A 20483-nucleotide genomic window follows, 5' to 3' on the forward strand; every position below is an offset into this window, starting at 1 on the left:
GGCTGAATGCGCAATCATCCTGATGACAGTCCGGCAGATTAAGGCTATCGAATTATCATGATCCAGGGACGTATCAGCACCATATTCTACGCGATCGGCATCACGATCATGATCGGCTGGCTGTTTTACGTTGGTCAGGACATCATATTGCCGATCGTGACCGCGATTATCCTGTTGCAGATTCTCTATGCCGCCAGCGCCACGGTGGCGCGTATTCCCGGGCTCGGCCAGACGCCGTTGTGGCTCCGCGCCACGCTGGCCCTGATTGCGGTGCTGGCCATGCTGTTTGCAATGACCCGGATGCTGGTGGCCAGCCTGCAGAATCTGGTGCCCTCGCTGCCCGTCTATCAGCGCAATCTGGAAAATCTGTTTGCCGCATGGTTCCCGATGCCGGCAGACGAGAGCATCGGTCGTCCCGAGGTGTCCGAGCTGATGGCATCGCCCTCGGCTATATTTGACCGGGGCACCGAAGCCGTCGCCAAGGCGGTCAGCGAGTTTGCGACGCGCTTTTTTACCGAGATCGACATTGCCGCGCTGGCCCAGTCGGTGCTGTCCTCGCTGACCAGTTTCGGCGGCTTTGTGTTCATTACGATATTATATGCCTCCTTCCTGCTTAGCGAGATCACCGGCTTTCCGGAAAAGGTGCGCCGCGCCTTCGGTTCGGACAGCGATTCTACCGATACGCTGAACATGATCACCCGGATCAACCATGATATCGGCAGCTATCTGGCAACCAAGACGCTGATCAACATCATCCTGGGCCTCGTCTGCTGGGTAATTTTGGTGATTTTAGGCGTGGAATATGCCGCGCTGTGGGCGATCATCATCGGCCTGCTCAACTATATTCCCTATATCGGCTCCTTTGTCGGCGTGGCCTTTCCGGCGCTGTTTGCCGTGGCCCAGTTTGGCACCCTGACCATTCCGCTGATTGCTACCGGACTGATGACCACCGCCCAAGTGATTATCGGCAATGTTGTCGAACCGAAAATGCTCAGCAAGTCGGTCAATCTCAGCCCGATGGTGGTGCTCGTCTCGCTGGCGATCTGGAGCAGCCTGTGGGGCATACCCGGGGCGATATTGGCGGTGCCGTTCACGACGATCTTGATGATCGTGCTGGCGCGCCGGCCGGGAACCAGACCGATTGCGGCGCTGCTTTCAAGCGATGGCAATATCTAGGCAGGCGCAGCGGGTGGCTTGAGGAAAAATGCGGCGAGCATCGCCGCGGACAGCATGATGATCGCTCCGGCAAAGGCTAAGTCGTAACTGCCGGTCGCCTCGAACACAAAACCGGCTCCGGCCGGGGCGGCGGCGGCAAAGGGCAGAACCACAGGAGCGAACAGGGAATTGATGATGGGAAAGGCGCGCTCGCCGAAATAATTGCCGATTGCGGCGGGGAGCAACACCAGCAGGCTGCCATAGCCAGCGCCGAACAGCATACCCATGATCGACAATAACCATATCTCCTGGCCCTGCCAGAATCCCGCCAGGGCGACCGCCATCAGGGCGATGGATCCGAATAAAGTCCAGCGCAATTCGAGCTGGTCGCCAAGCCAGCCGGCCGGAATTCGCGCCAGCCCGCTGCCCAGAATCAGAAGCCCGAATATTCCGGCCGCTTCAAGACCCTTCAGGCCATTGTCGGTCAGATGCAGAACGCCGTGATTGAGCAAGGCGAAAAACGTGCCGAGATAACCGATCGAAATCACCATCATCAGATAAAGGGTTGGTTTGCAGATGATTTCGCGCACTGTCCATTCGTGCGCCGTGCGGTAGGTTTTCGGGCGTGCGGGAGCAGCTTCCCGGTCATCGATCGCGTCCGCCGGATCGATATTGTCGGGATGTTGGTCGACATCACCCGGACGGTTGATGATGAAGCGTGTGGCGATCAGAGCAATGATTACCATCGCGGCGGCGATGCCCCAGGCGGCTCGCCAGCTGTCGAACCGGTCCATCATCCCGGCGAGTACCGGCTGCGCTGTTGCGCCGCCTAGCGCGCCACCGGCCATAACAATGCCGATTGTCGTGGATCGTTTTATGCTGAACCAGCTGATCATTGCGGTCTGCGCACAGATCGGGCCGGTGAGGCCCAAAGACAATCCCATCACCAGGCCCCAGACGACAACCCAATGCCATAAATCGGTTACCGCGAAGACCAGCAGCAAGAGACCGGCGAGCATGACCAGCAACCCGATGGTGACGGTCTGACGGACACCCGACCGGCTGAGCAAATAGCCTGCCAGGGGATAGGACAGTCCAAGCGTAATCAGTGCGACGGACTGGGCGATGGCGGCGGAGCCGCGATTCCAGTCCATGGTTTCGACCATCACGGGAAAAACGACAGAATAGGCAAAGGAAACAAACCCGGAGGCGGCGAACTGGATGAAGAAGAACAGCCCGACATTGGTCCAGCCATAGAATTTGCGGGGCGTTTGCCCTGCTTGCGCGATTGTCGCCAATTTGCTCTCCTCGGCCACGCTTTTTTGCGTTTTGCCAAGTCTAGCTTACAAGACTATCGACCGGATACAATGTGACACTTTTGATGGCAGACAAATCTTCCCGAGCGGGAGATCATGGTCTGGAATTTTCAATCCTTCGGGTATTCAGGCGGATGGGGTCTTGTCGGGAACCGGTTTGCCCTCGATATCAATCACCGCTTCGGTGGCGGGCAGGGCTTCTGCCTCTTTTGATTCATCATATAGTTTTTTCGCAAACAATGCCCCGCCTACCAGCAGCGCACCGGGAACGGAGCGGGTGGCAATGCGGGCAGCCAGCATGCCGAGGCCAAAATTCCGCAGGCCATGGCCTCTGGTATGTTTGCGTGCCTCGTAGCCGACAGCTGCGGTAAATATATTTCTGATTAGCGACATGCTGTTTTCCCGGATCAGGAACGATTTCCGACCATATTCTCAGGTCTTACATGGGTATCGTAGGTTTTTTCGTCAACCAGACCGAGCTCCAGCGCCGATGCGCGCAGGGTCTGGCCGGTTTTATGGGCGTATTTCGCGATAGCCGCTGCCTTGTCATAGCCGATCACCGGGGCGAGGGCGGTTACCAGCATGAGCGAATTTTCGACCAGCTCCCCGATCCGCGCTTCATTCGCTTCCAATCCTTCCACACAGCGTTCGGAAAAACTCGACATGCCGATCGAGATAATCTCGATGGAGCGCAGGACATTGGCGCCGATCAGCGGCTTGAATACATTGAGTTCGAGATGGCCCTGCAGCCCGCCGACGGTGACCGCCTGGTGATTGCCGATCACTTGCGCGGCAACCATGGTGAGCATCTCGCACTGGGTCGGATTGACCTTGCCGGGCATGATCGAGCTGCCCGGTTCATTGGCCGGCAGGTCGAGTTCGCCGAGGCCTGACCGCGGGCCCGAGCCGAGCAGGCGGATATCATTAGCGATCTTGGTCAGCGATACTGCCAGCGTGTTGAGCGCGCCGGACAGTTCGACCATCGTGTCATGCGCCGCCAGCTCGGCAAATTTGTTCGGGGCGGAGGTGAACTTCAGGCCGGTAATCTTTGAGATTTCCTTGGCAATATGCTCGCCGAAACTGTCAGGAGCATTGAGGCCGGTACCGACGGCCGTTCCGCCCTGGGCAAGTTGCAACAATCGGGGCAAGACGCTTTCGATCCGGTCGCGGGCGGCAACCAGCTGCGCCGCATAGCCGGAAAATTCCTGCCCGAGGGTCAGCGGCGTGGCATCCTGCAAATGGGTGCGGCCGATCTTGACGATGGATTTCCACTGCCGCGCCTTTTCCGCCAGCGCGTCGTGCAATTGTTCGAGCGCCGGAAACAGCTCGACTTCCAGTGCCCGCGCCGCCGCGACATGCATGGCGGTGGGGAAGCTGTCATTGGACGACTGGCCGCGATTGACATGATCATTGGGATGGACCGGATATTTGCCGCCTCTGGTGCCATAAATCGCCTCATTGGCGACTCCGGCGATCACTTCGTTGACGTTCATGTTCGACTGGGTTCCCGACCCGGTCTGCCAGATGGTGAGCGGAAACTGGTTGTCATATTCGCCGGTGCGCACGGCGTTGGCCGCTTTTTCGATGGCAGCGGCGATTTCCGGTTCGAGGCCATGGATGCCGTTGACCCGCGCCGCGGCCTGCTTGACCGCAGCCAGCGCGTGAATCAGCCGGATCGGCATGCGTTCCTGCCGGGGAAAGGGAAAATTTTCTATGCTGCGCTGGGTCTGGGCGCCCCAATAGGCATCGGCGGGCACTTCAATCTCGCCAAGAGAGTCGGTTTCTGTGCGGGTCCCGCTCACTTTTTCTTGCCGAAGTCCACCGTCACCACGTTGGAACCATCATCGACGGTTTCGACCGCCTCCGTTTCGCCGTCATTTTCGGCGGGGTCGTGGTCATTGATGTCGCCCTCGATCTCGTCAACGTGGAACTGCAGGGCAAAATCCACTGCCGGATCGACGAAGGTAGTGATCGCCGCAAAGGGTATATGCAGCATCGAACTGATCTGGTTGAAGCTCAGGCCAACCTCAAAACGGTCCTCGTCGACTTTCAGGTCCCAATAGCGGTTCTGGATGACGATGGTCATCTCGTCCGGGAACCGCGCGATCAGATGATCGGGAATGTCCACACCTGGCGCGCGGGTCTTGAAGGTGATGTAGAAATGATGCTCGCCGGGCAGGCCGTCTTTCTCGACTTCTCTCAGCACGCGGCTGACAACCGCGCGCAGCGCTTCCTGTACGATCTCGTCGTATGGAATCAGGCTATCGGGGGCTTCATCACTCATTTGCACTAGGTGGCGCGTAGCGGGCATCGGGTCAAGAGCGTAAAATGAATTTCCCGTTGACCAAAGGCCCCGAAATTCTTGCCTGATTTGTCCAAGCCATTATAGGCCTGTTGCATGAGAACAGCGACAATCGAACGAAATACCAAGGAAACCGAGATTTTTGTCGAGTTGAACCTCGACGGGACCGGTCAATATGACGTGTCGACCGGAATCGGTTTTCTCGATCATATGATCGAACAATTTTCGCGCCATTCGCTGATTGACCTGAAGTTGCGGATCAAGGGCGATCTCCACGTCGATCAGCACCACACAACCGAAGACAGCGCGATTGCCGTCGGGCAGGCGATCCATCAGGCGCTCGGGGACAAGGCCGGCATCGTGCGTTACGGCGGCGCCTATTCGCCAATGGACGAAACGTTGAGCCGGGTGGCGCTGGATATTTCCGGCCGGCCCTATTTCGTCTGGAACGCCGGCTTTACCCAGGAACGGCTCGGCGAGATGGACACGGAATTGTTCAAACACTGGTTCCACAGCGTCGCCGATGCGGCGGGGATCACCCTGCATATCGAATTGCTCTATGGCGAGAATAACCATCATATTGCCGAAAGCATGTTCAAGGGCTTTGCCCGGGCGATGCGCCAGGCGGTGGAACGCGATCCGCGCAAGGGCGATGCGATTCCCTCGACCAAGGGGCAATTGGGTGGTTGAGTTATGCTTCCCGCGCCAGCGGGTTTTTTCTCATGAATTTATCACGCGAAGCCGCGAAGTCGCAAAGAAGGTGCGGCTTGCGGATAATCTTCGTGACTTCGCGACTTCGCGTGAAACCGTTCGCGGGCTTCCTAATGTGAGCGCCTTCGGCGGTTGATTTGCACTATGTCTGAAACCATCGCTCTCATAGATTTCGGCGCCGGCAATTTGCACAGCGTCCACAATGCTCTGATGGCCGCAGGGGCCGGGGATGTCTCTGTGACTGCCGACCCGGAACTGGTGGCACGGGCCGATCGTATCATATTGCCTGGTGTTGGCGCTTTTGGTGCCTGCCGCGACGCTCTATTTGCCATCGACGGAATGATCAATGCTCTTGAAGTACGGATCCGAAAGGAAGGCGTGCCTTTCCTCGGCATCTGTGTCGGGATGCAGATGCTCGCGGACAAGGGTATTGAATTTGGCGAGCATGAAGGTCTCGGCTGGATCGGCGGGACGGTGAAGGCGATCGAGTCTGCGAGCGAAGATATAAAAATCCCGCATATGGGCTGGAATGACGTGACCCCGACCGAAGGCCATGATCTGCTCGAGCCAGGCGAAGCCTATTATCTGCACAGCTATCATTTTGACGCCGCGAGCGAGGCGAACATTTTGGCCAGGACCAGCCACGGCGGGCCTTTGGTGTCGGCGGTTGGCCGCGACAATATCGTCGGCGTGCAATTTCATCCTGAAAAAAGTCAGGCTTATGGACTGGCCTTTCTGGGCCGTTTTCTGGAGTGGAAACCATGACAATGTTGAAGGCCGTTCGTCCTGAGCCTGTCGAAGGACCTTTCGCGTCCGATCAGTACGGTTCGACGCGCTCGCCACGAATGGAGGTTTTTAAATGATCGTATTCCCCGCCATTGATCTGAAATCCGGCGAAGTTGTGCGTCTTGCCGAAGGGGATATGGACCGGGCGACCGTCTATGGCGACAATCCGGCGGAGCAGGCCGGGCTTTTTGCAGCCGCCGGGGCCGAGCATATTCATGTTGTCGATCTTGACGGTGCCTTTGCCGGTTCGCCGAAAAATGCCGAAGCGGTGGAAGCGATTGTCGCCAGTTTCCCCGGCTATGTGCAGCTCGGTGGCGGGATTCGTAACCGGGAGACGGTCGAGCGCTGGTTCGCACTGGGCGTGGCGCGGCTGGTGATCGGCACCGCAGCCCTGAAAGATCCGGACTTCGTCAGGGATATGGCCAAGGAATATGAGGGTGGTATCGTCGTCGCGGTGGACGCGCGCGACGGGATGGTCGCGACCGAAGGCTGGGCCGATGTATCGGATGTCAGCGTCCGAGATCTGGCGCGGCGTTTCGAGGATGCCGGCGTCGCCTCCATCCTGTTCACCGATGTCGGGCGCGACGGCATGCTTACCGGCTGCAATATCGAAGCCACAGTCGATCTGGCGCGCGGCGTTGATATTCCGGTCATTGCCAGCGGCGGTGTCAAGGGCCTAGACGATATCCACATGCTCAGCCAGTTTGCCAAGGACGGCATCGAAGGTGTGATCACCGGCCGGGCGCTCTATGACGGCCGGCTCGATCTGACGACCGCGATCGCGATGGCCAATCGTGGTTGAACGGCCCAATTCCGTTCGTGTCGAGCGCAGTCGAGACACATTGGTTTCGCGCGCAAACGTCTCTCGACTTCGCTCGACACGAACGGCGGTGCGCGCATGACCGTCCGTATCCGCGTCATTCCCTGTCTCGATGTCGCCAATGGCCGCGTCGTCAAGGGCGTCAATTTTGTTGACCTGCAGGATGCCGGTGATCCGGTCGAGCAGGCGCAGGCCTATGATGCCGCCGGGGCCGATGAACTCTGTTTCCTCGACATTACCGCCAGTCATGAAAAGCGCGAGACGATCATTGATGTCGTCCGGCGGACAGCCGAGGTTTGCTTCATGCCGGTGACCGTCGGCGGTGGCGTCCGCACCGCGGATGATGCCCGCGCCTTGCTGATGGCAGGGGCGGACAAGGTCGCAGTGAACAGTGCGGCTGTGTCCCGGCCCGAAGTGGTCAGCGATATCGCAACGCGTTTTGGCAGCCAATGCATGGTGGCGTCGATCGATGCCCGCCAGATCGAGCCGGGACGCTGGGAAATATTCACCCATGGCGGTCGCACACCGACCGGGATCGATGCGCTCGACCATGCTGTCCGCATGGCCGATCTGGGAGCAGGGGAGCTGCTGGTCACTTCAATGGACCGTGATGGCACCCGCGACGGCTATGATCTCGACCTGACGCGCACCATAGCCGATGCGGTGTCGATACCGGTGGTTGCCAGCGGCGGCGTCGGCAATCTCGACCATCTGGTCGAGGGTGTGACCCACGGCCATGCCAATGCCGTGCTTGCGGCGTCGATATTTCATTTTGGCGAATATAGCATCGCCGACGCCCATGCCGCGTTGCGCGCTGCCCGCTTGCCTGCTCGCGCCTGAACCCGGTTTCGCCGGCGAGAATTGCCGCTACGCGGACCGCGTCGGCGCGGGATTCTGTCGCCATTCTTTACAGCCAGCATTTCCATGATTTTTCGTTAACCACGCTAGCCGAGAAAAATGGCGGTTTTCGCCGATCTGGCAGGAATATTGCTTAACTATGTTCATCGGCTTCTGGCCATGGCTATGGGAAAAGCATGTAATGTTCTGGAAGGGCACAATTTTGGTCGGCGCTGCCGTGATGACGCTGGCCAACGGCGTAACGGCAGAAGAGGCCGGGGATCGGGACAATCAAGCATCTGTCGGTCATCAGGCCGCCGACCGGGAGGCTTCCGGCAATGGTAAAACTTACGAAATGCCGAAGGCATCCGCCAGCCGGTCTGGCCCAGCGCGCCACAAGGTGGAGGTTCCAGAACCTTCCAATCTGCTGATGCTCGGGCTTGGTCTGGCCGGTCTGATTGCCGGTCGCATGGTCGCCAGACGCAGCAGGAAAACAAATTCGTCCTGAACCTGCTGCCGCGAGTGCCGATTGCCGCAACATAGCCGATGCCCGGTACATCGGCGTGCTAGGACGGCTGCTGTTGCCCGGGCGCGCAATCTTCTGCCGCAAGGGCTTGACGAACAGGCGATCGGTCGCGCAAACCGACTGCAATGACCGATATTCTAAAATCTCTCGAACAGACGATCCGTGACCGCCGCGCTGCGGACCCGGACAAAAGCTATGTCGCCAGTTTGCGCGCCAAGGGCCGGGCCAAAATGGCCGAGAAGCTGGGTGAAGAGGCGACCGAAGCGGTGATCGCCGCTGTGCTGGATGACAAGGCGGCGATGACCGGGGAGGCCGCTGATCTGCTGTTTCACCTGATGGTGCTGCTGGCCGACATGGATTTGTCGCTGGATGACGTGATCGTCGAACTGGCCCGTCGGGAGGGACTGTCCGGTCTCGAGGAAAAAGCCGCAAGAGGAGCAAGCTGATGGCGATCGATCCGACGCAGCCGTATGATGACGACAATATTTTCGCGAAAATCCTACGCGGCGAGATTCCCAACAAGACGGTCTATGAAGACGAATGGGTTCTTGCCTTTCATGATATCAATCCACAGGCGCCCGAGCATATTCTGGTGATTCCCAAGGGCCGCTATGTCAGCTGGGACGATTTTTCGGCCAAGGCGAGCGATGCGGAGATTGCCGGATTTGTCCGGGCGGTCGGCCAAGTGGCGCGCGAAGCCGGGATGGTCGAGCCGGGCTATCGCCTGCTCGCCAATGTCGGCCAGCATGGCCATCAGGAAGTGCCGCATCTGCACGTCCATATTTTTGCGGGAAAACCGCTTGGCCCGATGTTGATGCGCGGCTAGTAACAAAGGCAACAAGGCCGGAACTGGTCAGGAATCGGGGGATTTGAGATATGGCAGGCGCAGTATCAGCAGGTGGTGATGGTTGGTCCTCGCGGACGGCTTTTGTGTTGGCAGCGATCGGTTCGGCTGTAGGTCTGGGCAATCTGGTTCGCTTTCCCGCCGAAGCCGGTGCGAACGGTGGCGGCGCTTTTGTCATATTCTATATTTTCTGTGTTTTGCTGATCGGACTGCCGATTCTGCTGTCGGAAACCGTGATCGGGCGACACGGTCAGGCCTCGGCTGTCGAAAGCATGAAGCGGGTTGCGATCGAGTCCCGTGCTTCGACCTGGTGGTCGTTGGTAGCCGGTATCGGGATGTGCGGCGCCTTTCTGGTGCTAGCCTATTATAGCGTTTTGGCCGGCTGGATCGTTCATTATATTGGTGTGTTTGCAGGAGATTTTTTTAGTGCGGTCGGTGCGAGCGCTCCGGCGCGAGGGGCATTGCACGGCTTTTCGGTTGACGAGGTGCAAGCCATATTGCCCGCCCTGCATGCCAACAGCAGAGAAATGATCGCGATGCACGCGATTTTCATGGTGTTGACGATCATTGCGGTCGGCCGCGGTGTCAGCAGCGGAATCGAGAAGGTGGCCGTCTGGTTGATGCCGACATTCTTCTTTCTGTTGATCGCGATTACTATCTATGGCGCGTTCACCGGATCGTTTGCCGCGGCGCTGGCCTTTCTGTTCGATTTCGAACCGGCCCGCTTGCTCGACCCTGCGGTCCAGCTTTCCGCGCTGGGCCAAGCCCTGTTTTCCCTGTCGCTCGGTTCTGCGCTGATGGTTACTTATGGTGCCTATGCCGCGCGAGATATCAATCTGGCGAAAACATCGGCTCAGATCGCCACGGCCGATACATCGGTTGCGATCATCGCCGGGCTTGCCATCTTCCCGATCACTTTCTCGGTGCTGGCACCGGCCAGTCTGAGCGCCATACTCGACGGTCAGGAACAGGTTCAAGGTGGTCTCGGTCTGCTCTTTGTCAATCTGCCGGTGGCCTTCCAGACCATGCCGGCCGGATCCTTGATCGGTCTGCTGTTCTTTATCATGGTGTTTTTCGCCGCGCTGACCAGTGCGGTCGCGCTGCTCGAGGCTTCGGTTAGCTGGGCGATCGGGCGATTCAAACAGCCGCGCTGGCTGGTTTCTATCCTGCTTGGCGGGCTTGCCTTCCTGATCGGTGCATGGGCCAGCTTTTCGTTCAACAGCCAGGCGGATTTCCACCCATTCGACTTCATGATCTTCTCCGGACAGCCGGTTTTCGGGATCATTGACGAACTGACCGCGAAAATATTGCTACCGACATCAGCTCTGCTGTTGTCGATTTTCGTCGGCTGGATCGCCGACCGCAGGCTGATTGACAGCGAAAACGGACTCGATGGCAATTTGCATCGCATTTGGCTTTTTCTGGTGCGCTGGCTCTGCCCGCTGGTTATATCCGCGATTCTGCTCACCGGTCTGTTTCCCGGAATTCTGGGGCAGGGATAGTCGATGGCAGGGACAAAAAGCCCGAAATGCCCGGTCTGCGGCAATAACGCCGTGGAACAATGGATGCCTTTCTGCAGCGCTGGCTGCAAGGATCGCGATTTGCTGCAATGGCTGGGCAATGGCTATAAAATCCCCGGACAGGCCGTTTCACCGGATGAACTGGCCGAACATCTGACCGGGGATTCCGGGCGAAATGGAGAGGACTGAACAGGCGTGATAAAAGCGCCATTTTTAGGCTGGACAAGCGGCAATAGCCCCGCCTATAGCGTCGCTTCCTAACGTGGCCCGCGCAGCGCGCAGGCCAAGATGCCCGAGTAGCTCAGTTGGTAGAGCAAGCGACTGAAAATCGCTGTGTCGGTGGTTCGAATCCGCCCTCGGGCACCACCTTTTTCCTTAATTTTCAATGTCTCGCGGCACAGCCATCGTGCGCCAATATTATATCTATTTCCTAGAGGGTTAGCTCGCGTCATTTGGGAGTTCCGGTGACCAGAGACCATTTGGCAGCGACAATAGTGGGCAACAATCCCCATTTATCTCCATGGCCCAAAATGCTGGCACCAGATGCACTCTTGGATTTAATTGGGTTTGGGCTTCAGTTAAAGCCGAATAGCTTACGTTGGGCTCTCCAGCAGAGGGGAACATTGCCGATGCGCAGGATCCTGCGACCTGTCAGATCAACCGGCTGCGTGCCATCGACAATCGCGGAGATAATGTCAGGTGCTAAATAACTCAGCCGGGCGAGCTGTTGGACATGTCGCGAACTATATTCTGCGATCATCGGTGAAGGTTTTCCTGAGAGCAGAAGATCCTGTGCTGCAAAAGCATGGGCGATCAGTCGCAGAAGCACCGGATCGGGGTCACGTCTGGGTGGGCCTTGATCAGGCGCGATAGCGAGCTTCAAGTCGGAACCCTTGCTCACCAGCTTGGCCTTGACGGAAATTGGGGTGAACTCATCCTCGTCTGTTGCTTTGGAGTATATTTTTATGGCAGCTTCGTGGACTTCCACGCGGGTCTGGCGGCCGAGCAATATTCTGCGCTGCTCCCTGATCGTCATGTCGGGCAGGGCTTTCGCAATCTCCCGACGTTTGTCGATTTGATCGGAGAGCTGCTCAGCGGTCTCAGACCCGTCAGAAACGATATCGCCTAGTTGCTTGGCAATGGCACCAACCACCAAGCGCTCGATTTCTCCAGCCGGCATCCGCCATTTGATTGATTGCTCTCCTGGCAGTGTCCGTGTCACATAATAGCGGAATCGCTTTGATCCCTTGGTCGCATGAGTGGGTGTCATCGGCTTGCCATCTGGATCCGTGATAATGCCTGTGAGCAGACTTGGGTTGCGACTTTTCTTGCCCAGTGCATTGGTGCGTCTATTTGTCTGAAAGTTGGACTGGACAAGATCAAACAGTTCTTGAGAGATGATGGGCTGGTGGGCTCCATCAAAGATATTTTCCTTATGTTTCACCTTGCCAGCATATACGGGGTTCTGAAGGAGATGGGTCATGGTGCCGGTCTTGAAGGTTACTCCGCCCACAACTTTACCGGTTTTCCAGATGCGCTGTCTGGTCTTGAAGCCCTTAACCGCCATTTCCTCGACCAGTTGCGGGACTGATTTTGTTTCTGTGTAGCGCTCGAACATCCAGCGCACGATTACCGCTTCAGACTGGTTGATCACCAGCTGGCGTTCCACAACCTCATATCCGAACGGAACCCCGCCCCCCATCCACATGCCCTTCTTCTTGGATGCCGCCACTTTATCGCGGATACGTTCTCCGGTCACCTCGCGCTCGAACTGTGCGAATGATAGAAGGACGTTCAGCGTCAGGCGCCCCATGCTGGTTGTTGTATTGAACGATTGGGTGACGCTGACAAAGCTGGCTTCGTTCTCGTCGAGTATCTCAACGATTTTGGCAAAGTCAGCTAGCGAGCGGGTCAGTCGATCAACCTTGTACACAACGATGACATCGACTTTGCCGGCTTTTATGTCACCGAGAAGCTGGGTTATGGCAGGTCGGTTCATTGAACCGCCAGACCAGCCACCGTCATCATATAGCTCGCAAACGGCTTCCCAGCCCTCACTAGCTTGGCTGAGTATATAGGCAGCACAGGCTTCGCGCTGGGCATCGAGGCTGTTAAAATCCCGTTCCAGACCATCCTCGGTCGATTTGCGGGTATAGATCGCGCAGCGCAGCTTTTTGGGTTTGTCAGACATAAGCCGATGCCTTGGATTTGTATCCGCTCCGCTTCTTCAATCCGAAAAAGCGAGGGCCGGACCAATGGGCGCCAGTTATCTCTCGGGCGATATGACTGAGGCTCTCGTAGTGGCGCCCCTCAAACTCAAACCCGTCATCACATACCAGAACATGAAAGCTTTTGCCGTTCCACGATCGAACCAGCCTGGTTCCGGTCTTCAACGAGATGGCGTGCATGTAGCCGGCTTTTCCGGTGCGCTCGACGCGTTTGCGAAGGCGCTGGATTTCTCGCTTGGTGGCGCCTGTCAGGCTGCCGTGCACACGTCCCTGCAGGCGATTGGCGATACCGCGCCTGAGCAGGTCTGGTCCGATGTCGGGAGCAGGCAATCGATATGTGTCGCGCCACAAAGCTCGCAGCTGGGCAGGAGGCATTGTCATCAGTTCGGCCAACTGCTGTTCGAGTGCGGTCATGATGCTGCCTGTATCGCGCTTTGATCCGGATTCTGTGTAATCCTGTAGGCCGTGCCATCATCGCCGCGCTGTTCGCGGGTGATAGTAAAGCCTTTCTTGCGCAGGCCAGTCAGGAACGCACGAGCGCTGTGGGTTTGCCATTTTGTGGCTTTGCAAATATCACCAAGAGTTGCGCCTTTGCCTCGGTTTAGCAGCGCAATAACGGTGGCGGATTTGGTTTGGGTCTTGGGCTTTGTCGTTTGCACATTGGGTCTCCAGCATTGGAGCCGGTCTATCCGGCTCTTCCACTGACCCAAGCCGCGGATGGGATTGAAAACCCTGCGGCGTGTCGCGGTTTTTTGCAGCGACCTCAATAGCAATGCTCGAACAAACACCGAAGTCCAGTGGATTATCCGAATTTTGTCAAAAGCGGCTAGTCGGCTAACGCCCCATTTGCGGACGTTCCCGCAACATTTCTCAACTACCCAAACCTGCCATTCAATTAGTAAGTGCTAGACGTAAAAATTAGGTGGGGAATTGGTTGGCCAGATCAAACTGGATCAAGTTAGCGAAATGCCGCGGACGGGTTCTAAATGCCCTCCCTTACTGCTTGCACAAACCATAAGCAGAGCGCGCAATGACGCGCGGGTAATCGGGGTGCGCGAGAGTTTGCTCGACGATAGCGAGAAAGGCCGGATAAAGCGCCTGAACGTCTTTTGCCTGGTTCTTGATCTCGAGCGGTACTGCCGGGTTGGCGGACATGGTACGGGATTCTGTTTCGGTCATTGAAAACAGGATCTCGACGGCTTCGACAAATTCACCCGCGGCCACCCGCGATTGCGGAGCGAGCTCGTACATAGAGAGCGTAAACGCTCCCTCCATCACCTTCAGCACGCCCTGTTCACCGTCATGGTCGCGAGGCAGGTTGATCTCGCCATCGCGGAGCATTTTTCCCCAACCATGAATGGCGTTGGGATATTCGTCGATCGGCAGGAACGATCGGAGATGATAGCCGATCTCGGAGGACAGTCCCGCCATTTCCTTGATTGCTTCCGCCTTTGCGGGTGGCCTGCCCTTGGTCGGCGGCCTGCTGGGTCGGGTACCCAATTGTTCCGCGGCCGGACCGATTTTTCCAATCGTTTCGGAAAGCCATTCCAGCTCCTTGTGGAAATGGGATATGGTGCGGCGATAGTCCTTGTCGGTTCCGGCCGCGCAATGTTCAATCGGCTTCCGGTAAAAAGGGGTTAGGTCGATCGGCCCATTGGGGGGCTCGAAATACTCAGCGGGAGGATCGCCTGCCCCAAGCGGTGACCGCTCCATGGCAACCAGCGTGCCGACCGTAACGGTTAAGACCGCCGCCACGATTATCACCGCTATCTTATTCATTGCGTTCACCAGGACTCACAACCGCGTCATATTCGGCGGTAATCTTGCGCTGGATCGTTGCAAATTCCTCGATTGCTTGTGCGAATCCGGTGAGCGGAGCGCGGATCGTGAAGGGCTGGTGGCTGCCATCAGGCAGCAGGATCGGGATGGTTGCGATCAGCCAGCCGTCCTCAGCCGCTCGAACTTGTCGCCACTCCTCTGTATTGGGGAAGGCCCATAGCCATGACGTGCTGGTCGCTTCGGCACCGAAACGGCCCGATAGAGTGTCCGGCGGGATGACCGGTAGGGGTGTGGTCAAAGTCGCCAGTCCGCCCTTTGCATCTATTACCGAGAGCTGCGCTTCGTTTTCGGCAAACAGGCTCTGCGGTAACTCGATCGCAATCCGCAACCGCGGCAGCTGTATGAACGGGCCATAGCGTGGTTCCAGCCCCAAAGCGCGCGCGGCAGCAGGATCGCCGCCCAGTTCATTCGCCTCGACCGATGCATATTGGGCGGGCTCGACGATCACCTTCCAATGCGCCGCCGACTCCGTATCCATATCGCTGTCGCCCAGCCAGCCTTGGCTAAGCAATCCTCCTGCCTCGGATGCCGTGCGTCGATAGAGCCGCGCCCAAGCCTGGGACTCAGGGTCGGGCAATTCTGCTTCGCTCTCGCCTGCTTCATCGGACGCGGGATAGGCTGACCCGTCAAAATCCTGAAACGGCGCCACCTTGAATCTGGACAACGAAATACTCTCGCCCTGTGCAGCGAGGATCGCCAGCATTTCCTGCGACAAGGCCTTGCGATAGTCCTGTTCGTCATCAGTCAGGGTTACCCCTGCCGGTGGTCGGTCCTTCTTGGTTCCGCAAAAACCGTTGCGCGGATTTTCCCCATCGGAACAATAGAGCTCATAGTCAGACCGCAAATATAGCCCGCGGCAATAAGGAAGCACCGCAATGCTGACGGCAGCGGCCGCTATATGGGAGCGCATGTCGTCAGACAATGTTGCGCGATACGCGTCGCTAGCCCGGCGTTGATCAACGGCAGGCTCGCCGGCAACAATCTCCTTCGTTTGCTCCATCCGGGCGGTAACCAGATCGTGCAATTCCGAAATCTTGCGGATATCCTCGTAGGCATTGAAACAGGCCGGCGCATTGGCGCGGGGGACTGGAAATTCGGCCGGTTCGGTCAAACCGTGACGATCGGCGATCACGGCATAAGGAGAGGCGATCCGAGTGACATTGTCATGTGGTTCCTGCGCGGCAAGCGGCGTCGCTGCGACGGCTGCCATAAGCGAGACAAAAGACCATCCACCAGAGCGCAGCCATATCATTGATCATTCTCCCTTGCAGCCAAGCAGGCCGCCCACAGCTGCATCTCCAGAGCCGGGGCAAAGCCTTGCCAGTCGACAAAGCCAAGCAACAGCGGTCGCAGCCGTTCATAACTTGCTTCCACCCGTTCCAAGGCAAGCAGCAATTCGTCCGATTGAATTGCTTCCAATGGCTCGTCGGCCGGTTCGCCAAGCAAGCGCTCCGCCGCGCTTCGTGCCGCCAGAAATTCAAACAGCGCCGGGCCTGTCGTATCGCCCGAGTCGTCCATCAGGGGCCAGCCGCCGATTAGAGCTTTGCCAAAGGCTGCTCGCAAAGGCGCATGGGGCGATGGCACCCCCAGCTGCGAATGCACAGCGCGGATATTGATCGTTTCAATCTGGCCCACCTCGACCCTGCGATGCTGTTCGAGCGGCGGAAATATGGTTAGCGCAATTCTGTGATTCTGATCCAGCCATGCGATTAACCGACGCTGGCGCGCATCGTCGAAGTGGGCGCTGCGTTGCCCCTCGGCATCAAGCGCACGCGATGGTCCCGATTCCTCCGAGGGCATGAATTTGTCGAGCTCGTAAACCTGATCGCGCAGAAAATCGGCGGCGCGGGGTTCAAATGGTGAGTCACCTCCCACTGGCGCGCATATATCGAAACGTTCCTCGAGATAATCGATCCAGAGTTCACCCGCTTGGGCGGGGGATGAAATGCACGCCACTGCAAAAGCCGTTGAGACAAGAATAAATCGAGTCATAAAATTATGTTTCATTTTCACCACCGGCTCTCAGATTTTCGCCTCTGCTTCGGCAATGTCGCTGCATCGCTCCATTATCTCGGCAAGCCTTCTCTTGATGCGATCGCGTTCGGTCGCGCTTTCGTGCGGCATGTCGAAATAAGGCAGCTGGGAGAGTCGCTTCGAAGGCTCTGTTTCCAACGGCATGGAAACCATCACGGTGGGCACGTCGGGATTGGCGGTTTTTCTCTGGTCGATCATGATTCTCAGAACGTGGCTGTTCATCGGCCCATCGCCATCACGGATCGCACCATCCATCCCGACAATCGCCAGAACCGGGAAAGGCGCATAGCGGACAAGGCTTTCATCGGGTGTTTGCGCCACCAGCTCGATATCACATCCAGAGCCGCCGGCCTGACGCTCGACGACGAAGGATTTCTTGTCGGCGCCGATGATATGGTCGAGATCGCGATCAAGCGCGCCGATCAGCTTGTCATTCTCAGCCCTATATGCGGCAAGCGCTGCTGGATCGCCAAGATTGACCGGACGTTGGACGGGCGCCGCATCGTCGATCTGGGCGGCATTTACGTCCTCTGGACTGGCGGTACTATCCGGGACCGCTCCGGTGCCATTCAGCAGCAAGATCAGCGGAATGACCGCGATATTGGCGATGACAATCCACATGATGATCTTGAGGGCCTTGTTCATCGATCATTCCCCTCGGTTTCTGCTGACTGGCGTGCCCGCCTGTCTTTTGCGTGAGCCTTGCATACGGGGCCAAGGCGACGCTCCAGCGCGTCTTCGAGCGACGGCGAAAAAATACTCTGTTTGAGCGCCGGCATGAATGCGTCAAACGCCTCGTCGAGCGCGCCTTTATGCTCGAAAAAATCCGGAGCGGTCGCGCCGCTGGCAAGCGCGAGAGCATCATCTTCAAGATTACCAAGCGCCCGGATGAAGGCCGCTCCCCGCGCACCATTTTCCTGATGGTCCGCGGTGAGATAATTTTCCATCAGGGCGGTCTTCATTTCCGACCCTTCCCAGTCGTAGGCCGGCACCGATCGCGTGGCGAACCGGTCGGCGAGAGCCGGGACGTCCATCGACCGGTTGAAATGGGGGAAAAGCTCGCCCACAAATACCATCAGCCGTTGCAGATCCATCTTGTACCGATCGGCCCGCTCGCGCAGCTCGCTTCCTTCTGGCAGCGGAGTCTTACCGAAATTGGCGTCGTGAAGGTTCATTTTCCAACCGATCGCACGGCCATGAACATCGAGATCATACCAGGCGCTTTCGAAACCGGCGCGGATATCCTTGGCGCGGGCATCGATCGGCGCGGTGCACAGGGCGTCAAGATTGTCGTGATCGATATAGCGCGCCTCGGCGGTCGAGGGTGCCGACAGCAGGACCAATGCTGCAATCAATGCGCCTGCAGCCTGTTTTGCTTTCGACGCAATGGGTGAAACCAGTGACATGGGTTCGCGTCGGATTATTTCTGCCATTGCTCAATACCATCCGCTGCTGAGATAGCCCGGTGTCAGTCGCGGAATTTCGACGGGGCGATATTCCGGCATCTGGATGCCATAGGTCAGGAAGCGTTCCTTGGGTGTCATCTCGCCCGAACCGCTATTGTCCGAATATCGGGGCGGCACAGAACGGCGACGGCGATATTGCGGTACCTTATAGGCCGGCGTACTGGCGCTCGCACTCTGCGCATTGCGGTTCGCAACCCGGATATTGTTGTCGGCAACCCTTTCTTCGAACCGGTTAATCTCTTCAGTCCCGGATTGGATATATTTGTCCCATTGCTTTTTGACATCATATATCCGGTCCCGCATCAGGTCCGCATCTGCCGTCCGGCGAAATTCCCACAAAGTTGATGAAATCCCGCTCAATTTTGCCTTCGCCACATTCGCCTTTCGGTACCAGTTTCTCATGCAGGTCTGAACTGCCGTAGCGTCGGCATTATTCGTAGCCGCTGCCCGCTGCCGGAGATCGTCATAGCTGGGGAAATTCCCGCATCCATGGGGGGCCGGGCGTTCATTGGCCAGCACGGCACTGGCTTCCAGCAATGTTGCCTTGAGCTTCGCCTGTTGCCGGACCCGAAACTGTGCATTGGCGACGGCATATTTGGCATCAGACTCCGCCTTCTCTCGCGCCAGACGATCGCTGGTCTCTTTGGCTTTTGCAGCGATTGCGACGAGGGACTGATCCGACTTTCTGAATATATCGGCCACATAATCACGGAAATCGCCTGTGGCACCGTGCAATCCATATTCGAAGGTCACAGCATCGATTTTGCCATCCTCGACCATCATTTCGACCTCGAACAGAATATCCTTGGCATCGGCATGGGTCAGGAGGGCGATATCGCGAGCGGTCGGTATCATCGTCGCGTGCGTCACATAGCTGTTGTAGCTCGACATTTGCGGCATGCCATCGGGGGCCTGGCCCATCACCGCCGCATTTTCGAGCGGATGGACGGTTCCATCCCAGAAGCGGACGCTGAACCGGCCCATATGCTCGCGCAGGAAGACATCATAGGCATACATCTCGAAATGCAGGCGCGGATACTGAAGGAATTCGCCGACTTGCGGCTTTACACCGATGTCCGTTGCAATGGACTTCAGGACAGCGGTTTGGTCGGCGTTGAAATTGTCGGCCAGCTCGCGCACCAGTTCGAAATTGAACTGGAATGTTCCGAATCTCGCCGTGTCTTTTTCCGGTCTGGCGGAGTTGGTGAGTTTCAGCTTTTCAACTTTCGAACTGACCACCATGACGCCGCCTTTTCCCATCCAGTCCAGCATGTCGCGTTCAAATTCCGCTGCGCTGTAAATGGTCGAGCGAATTCGACCGTCAGAACCGATGACCGTCCGCAATAGGGGACGCTTGATATCGGCTGGAATCTTGTTTCCGGTCACCCACGATCGCCAGCCATTGTCGATCAGAAAGTCGAAGCCGCGGGTCCGGACCGCGCCGACATAATTCCAGGCCAGGCTATAGGCCAGGGCAGCGCGGTCTTCGCTGAAGCTGACGCCGGGCAAGCCGCCTTGCCTGACGGCACGGCAAAAGCGGTTGTTCTCGTCCGCGCCGATGCGGTCGCAAACCTGCTCGACGGCGGGCCGGTAATAGACGCCCTGACATTTCGGAATATTCCGGTCGAAGGAAGTTGCGCGGCGGCGAATTTCTGCCTCGGCGCTGGCCAGTTCCGACAGCGCTTGCTGTCGCGATTTCGCCAGCTGGTCGTCGGACAGACCCTCGGTCCGGAACAACGCGATCGATTCTGCAATCTTGGCCTTTGCCGCGCTCAAGTCATCGGGAAGCCGGGTCAGGCTATATTGATATTGATAGGCCAGCGCGCAGGGTTCGTGATCCCATTTGGCATTGGCGATTGGCGGCTTGGCCTTGTCGGAAGCCGCAGCCTCCTGCTCCGAAAGACCGGCGCCGTAAGGATTGACCAGTCGATATTCGACGAACCGCGCATTGTCTCGCCAATTCTCCTGCGCCAGCGCAGGGGAGGCAATGGCGAACCCGATGGCGACGAACAAAAGACCGATTAATTTCACAGCTGGTTTCTCCCTTTAATTCCCGTCTCTTGCGTGCCTAGCACGGCAGCGGCTGATGTCGAAATTTG

General features: G+C 57.7%; 23 protein-coding genes and 1 tRNA gene. 11 read left to right on the plus strand and 13 right to left on the minus strand.

Annotated elements, in window-relative coordinates; translation table 11 throughout:
* The first annotated feature begins 57 nt into the window (after positions 1-57).
* Positions 58-1176, plus strand: a complete 1119-nt coding sequence (locus SPHFLASMR4Y_RS15195) for an AI-2E family transporter (RefSeq protein ID WP_089134300.1) — start codon at positions 58-60, stop codon at positions 1174-1176.
* Here the strand turns inward: SPHFLASMR4Y_RS15195 and SPHFLASMR4Y_RS15200 are convergent.
* From SPHFLASMR4Y_RS15200 to SPHFLASMR4Y_RS15215, 4 genes are all read right to left on the minus strand, one after another.
* The gene (locus SPHFLASMR4Y_RS15200; RefSeq protein ID WP_186265966.1) at positions 1173-2453 is read right to left on the minus strand and encodes an MFS transporter; all 1281 of its coding nucleotides are present in this window, start codon (positions 2451-2453) and stop codon (positions 1173-1175) included. The two genes, SPHFLASMR4Y_RS15195 and SPHFLASMR4Y_RS15200, sit on opposite strands and share 4 nt — an antisense overlap.
* Before the next feature lie 144 nt (positions 2454-2597).
* The gene (locus tag SPHFLASMR4Y_RS15205; RefSeq protein ID WP_089134302.1) at positions 2598-2864 is read right to left on the minus strand and encodes a hypothetical protein; all 267 of its coding nucleotides are present in this window, start codon (positions 2862-2864) and stop codon (positions 2598-2600) included.
* 14 nt (positions 2865-2878) lie between these two features.
* Positions 2879-4273 (minus strand): class II fumarate hydratase, encoded by a 1395-nt coding sequence (gene fumC / locus SPHFLASMR4Y_RS15210; protein ID WP_089134303.1) that lies wholly within the window; start codon positions 4271-4273, stop codon positions 2879-2881.
* On the minus strand, positions 4270-4755 hold the full coding sequence (locus SPHFLASMR4Y_RS15215; RefSeq protein WP_089134304.1) for an SspB family protein: 486 nt from the start codon (positions 4753-4755) through the stop codon (positions 4270-4272). Before SPHFLASMR4Y_RS15215 ends, fumC begins: the two co-directional genes overlap by 4 nt.
* A 114-nt stretch (positions 4756-4869) precedes the next feature.
* Between SPHFLASMR4Y_RS15215 and hisB the strand changes: the two genes are divergently transcribed.
* From hisB to SPHFLASMR4Y_RS15265, 10 genes are all read left to right on the plus strand, one after another.
* On the plus strand, positions 4870-5463 hold the full coding sequence (gene hisB / locus SPHFLASMR4Y_RS15220; RefSeq protein WP_089134305.1) for an imidazoleglycerol-phosphate dehydratase HisB: 594 nt from the start codon (positions 4870-4872) through the stop codon (positions 5461-5463).
* 165 nt (positions 5464-5628) lie between these two features.
* The gene (hisH, locus tag SPHFLASMR4Y_RS15225) at positions 5629-6249 is read left to right on the plus strand and encodes an imidazole glycerol phosphate synthase subunit HisH (RefSeq protein WP_089134306.1); all 621 of its coding nucleotides are present in this window, start codon (positions 5629-5631) and stop codon (positions 6247-6249) included.
* Between the two features lie 94 nt (positions 6250-6343).
* Complete coding sequence (gene hisA / locus SPHFLASMR4Y_RS15230; protein ID WP_089134307.1) at positions 6344-7072, plus strand: 1-(5-phosphoribosyl)-5-[(5-phosphoribosylamino)methylideneamino]imidazole-4-carboxamide isomerase; 729 nt, start codon at positions 6344-6346, stop codon at positions 7070-7072.
* A gap of 96 nt (positions 7073-7168) precedes the next feature.
* Positions 7169-7930: an imidazole glycerol phosphate synthase subunit HisF gene (gene hisF / locus SPHFLASMR4Y_RS15235; protein ID WP_089134308.1), complete on the plus strand. Its 762-nt coding sequence runs from the start codon at positions 7169-7171 to the stop codon at positions 7928-7930.
* Between the two features lie 199 nt (positions 7931-8129).
* Entirely contained in the window at positions 8130-8435 is a 306-nt protein-coding gene (locus tag SPHFLASMR4Y_RS15240; RefSeq protein WP_186265967.1) for a PEP-CTERM sorting domain-containing protein, read from the plus strand.
* A gap of 143 nt (positions 8436-8578) precedes the next feature.
* Positions 8579-8899, plus strand: a complete 321-nt coding sequence (locus tag SPHFLASMR4Y_RS15245) for a phosphoribosyl-ATP diphosphatase (RefSeq protein WP_089134310.1) — start codon at positions 8579-8581, stop codon at positions 8897-8899.
* The gene (locus tag SPHFLASMR4Y_RS15250; RefSeq protein ID WP_089134311.1) at positions 8899-9279 is read left to right on the plus strand and encodes a histidine triad nucleotide-binding protein; all 381 of its coding nucleotides are present in this window, start codon (positions 8899-8901) and stop codon (positions 9277-9279) included. Before SPHFLASMR4Y_RS15245 ends, SPHFLASMR4Y_RS15250 begins: the two co-directional genes overlap by 1 nt.
* Positions 9280-9329: 50 nt before the next feature.
* Positions 9330-10799 (plus strand): sodium-dependent transporter, encoded by a 1470-nt coding sequence (locus SPHFLASMR4Y_RS15255; protein ID WP_089134312.1) that lies wholly within the window; start codon positions 9330-9332, stop codon positions 10797-10799.
* Positions 10800-10802: 3 nt separating this feature from the next.
* Positions 10803-11006 carry a DNA gyrase inhibitor YacG gene (locus tag SPHFLASMR4Y_RS15260; protein WP_089134313.1) on the plus strand — a complete coding sequence of 68 codons (204 nt, stop codon included), beginning with the start codon at positions 10803-10805 and terminating at the stop codon, positions 11004-11006.
* 101 nt (positions 11007-11107) lie between these two features.
* A tRNA-Phe gene (locus tag SPHFLASMR4Y_RS15265) sits at positions 11108-11183 on the plus strand.
* Positions 11184-11391: 208 nt separating this feature from the next.
* On the opposite strand, the gene SPHFLASMR4Y_RS15270 is transcribed toward SPHFLASMR4Y_RS15265, so the two are convergent.
* The 9 genes from SPHFLASMR4Y_RS15270 to SPHFLASMR4Y_RS15310 form a co-directional block, all read right to left on the minus strand.
* On the minus strand, positions 11392-13008 hold the full coding sequence (locus tag SPHFLASMR4Y_RS15270; RefSeq protein ID WP_089134314.1) for a recombinase family protein: 1617 nt from the start codon (positions 13006-13008) through the stop codon (positions 11392-11394).
* Positions 13001-13459, minus strand: coding sequence for a DUF2924 domain-containing protein (locus SPHFLASMR4Y_RS15275; protein WP_089134315.1), 459 nt, complete (start codon positions 13457-13459; stop codon positions 13001-13003). The genes SPHFLASMR4Y_RS15270 and SPHFLASMR4Y_RS15275 overlap by 8 nt, the downstream gene beginning before the upstream one ends.
* The gene (locus SPHFLASMR4Y_RS15280) at positions 13456-13704 is read right to left on the minus strand and encodes a DUF3489 domain-containing protein (RefSeq protein WP_089134933.1); all 249 of its coding nucleotides are present in this window, start codon (positions 13702-13704) and stop codon (positions 13456-13458) included. The genes SPHFLASMR4Y_RS15275 and SPHFLASMR4Y_RS15280 overlap by 4 nt, the downstream gene beginning before the upstream one ends.
* 337 nt (positions 13705-14041) lie before the next feature.
* Complete coding sequence (locus SPHFLASMR4Y_RS15285; protein ID WP_089134316.1) at positions 14042-14824, minus strand: hypothetical protein; 783 nt, start codon at positions 14822-14824, stop codon at positions 14042-14044.
* Positions 14817-16136 (minus strand): hypothetical protein, encoded by a 1320-nt coding sequence (locus SPHFLASMR4Y_RS15290; protein WP_089134317.1) that lies wholly within the window; start codon positions 16134-16136, stop codon positions 14817-14819. The genes SPHFLASMR4Y_RS15285 and SPHFLASMR4Y_RS15290 overlap by 8 nt, the downstream gene beginning before the upstream one ends.
* Positions 16133-16876, minus strand: coding sequence for a hypothetical protein (locus tag SPHFLASMR4Y_RS15295; RefSeq protein WP_145955562.1), 744 nt, complete (start codon positions 16874-16876; stop codon positions 16133-16135). Before SPHFLASMR4Y_RS15295 ends, SPHFLASMR4Y_RS15290 begins: the two co-directional genes overlap by 4 nt.
* Before the next feature lie 30 nt (positions 16877-16906).
* Positions 16907-17563 (minus strand): hypothetical protein, encoded by a 657-nt coding sequence (locus SPHFLASMR4Y_RS15300; protein WP_089134319.1) that lies wholly within the window; start codon positions 17561-17563, stop codon positions 16907-16909.
* Complete coding sequence (locus SPHFLASMR4Y_RS15305) at positions 17560-18351, minus strand: hypothetical protein (protein WP_145955563.1); 792 nt, start codon at positions 18349-18351, stop codon at positions 17560-17562. The genes SPHFLASMR4Y_RS15300 and SPHFLASMR4Y_RS15305 overlap by 4 nt, the downstream gene beginning before the upstream one ends.
* A gap of 3 nt (positions 18352-18354) precedes the next feature.
* Positions 18355-20415 carry a hypothetical protein gene (locus tag SPHFLASMR4Y_RS15310; protein WP_145955564.1) on the minus strand — a complete coding sequence of 687 codons (2061 nt, stop codon included), beginning with the start codon at positions 20413-20415 and terminating at the stop codon, positions 18355-18357.
* Positions 20416-20483: the final 68 nt, after the last annotated feature.

The organism is Sphingorhabdus sp. SMR4y, from assembly GCF_002218195.1.
GTDB lineage: Bacteria > Pseudomonadota > Alphaproteobacteria > Sphingomonadales > Sphingomonadaceae > Parasphingorhabdus.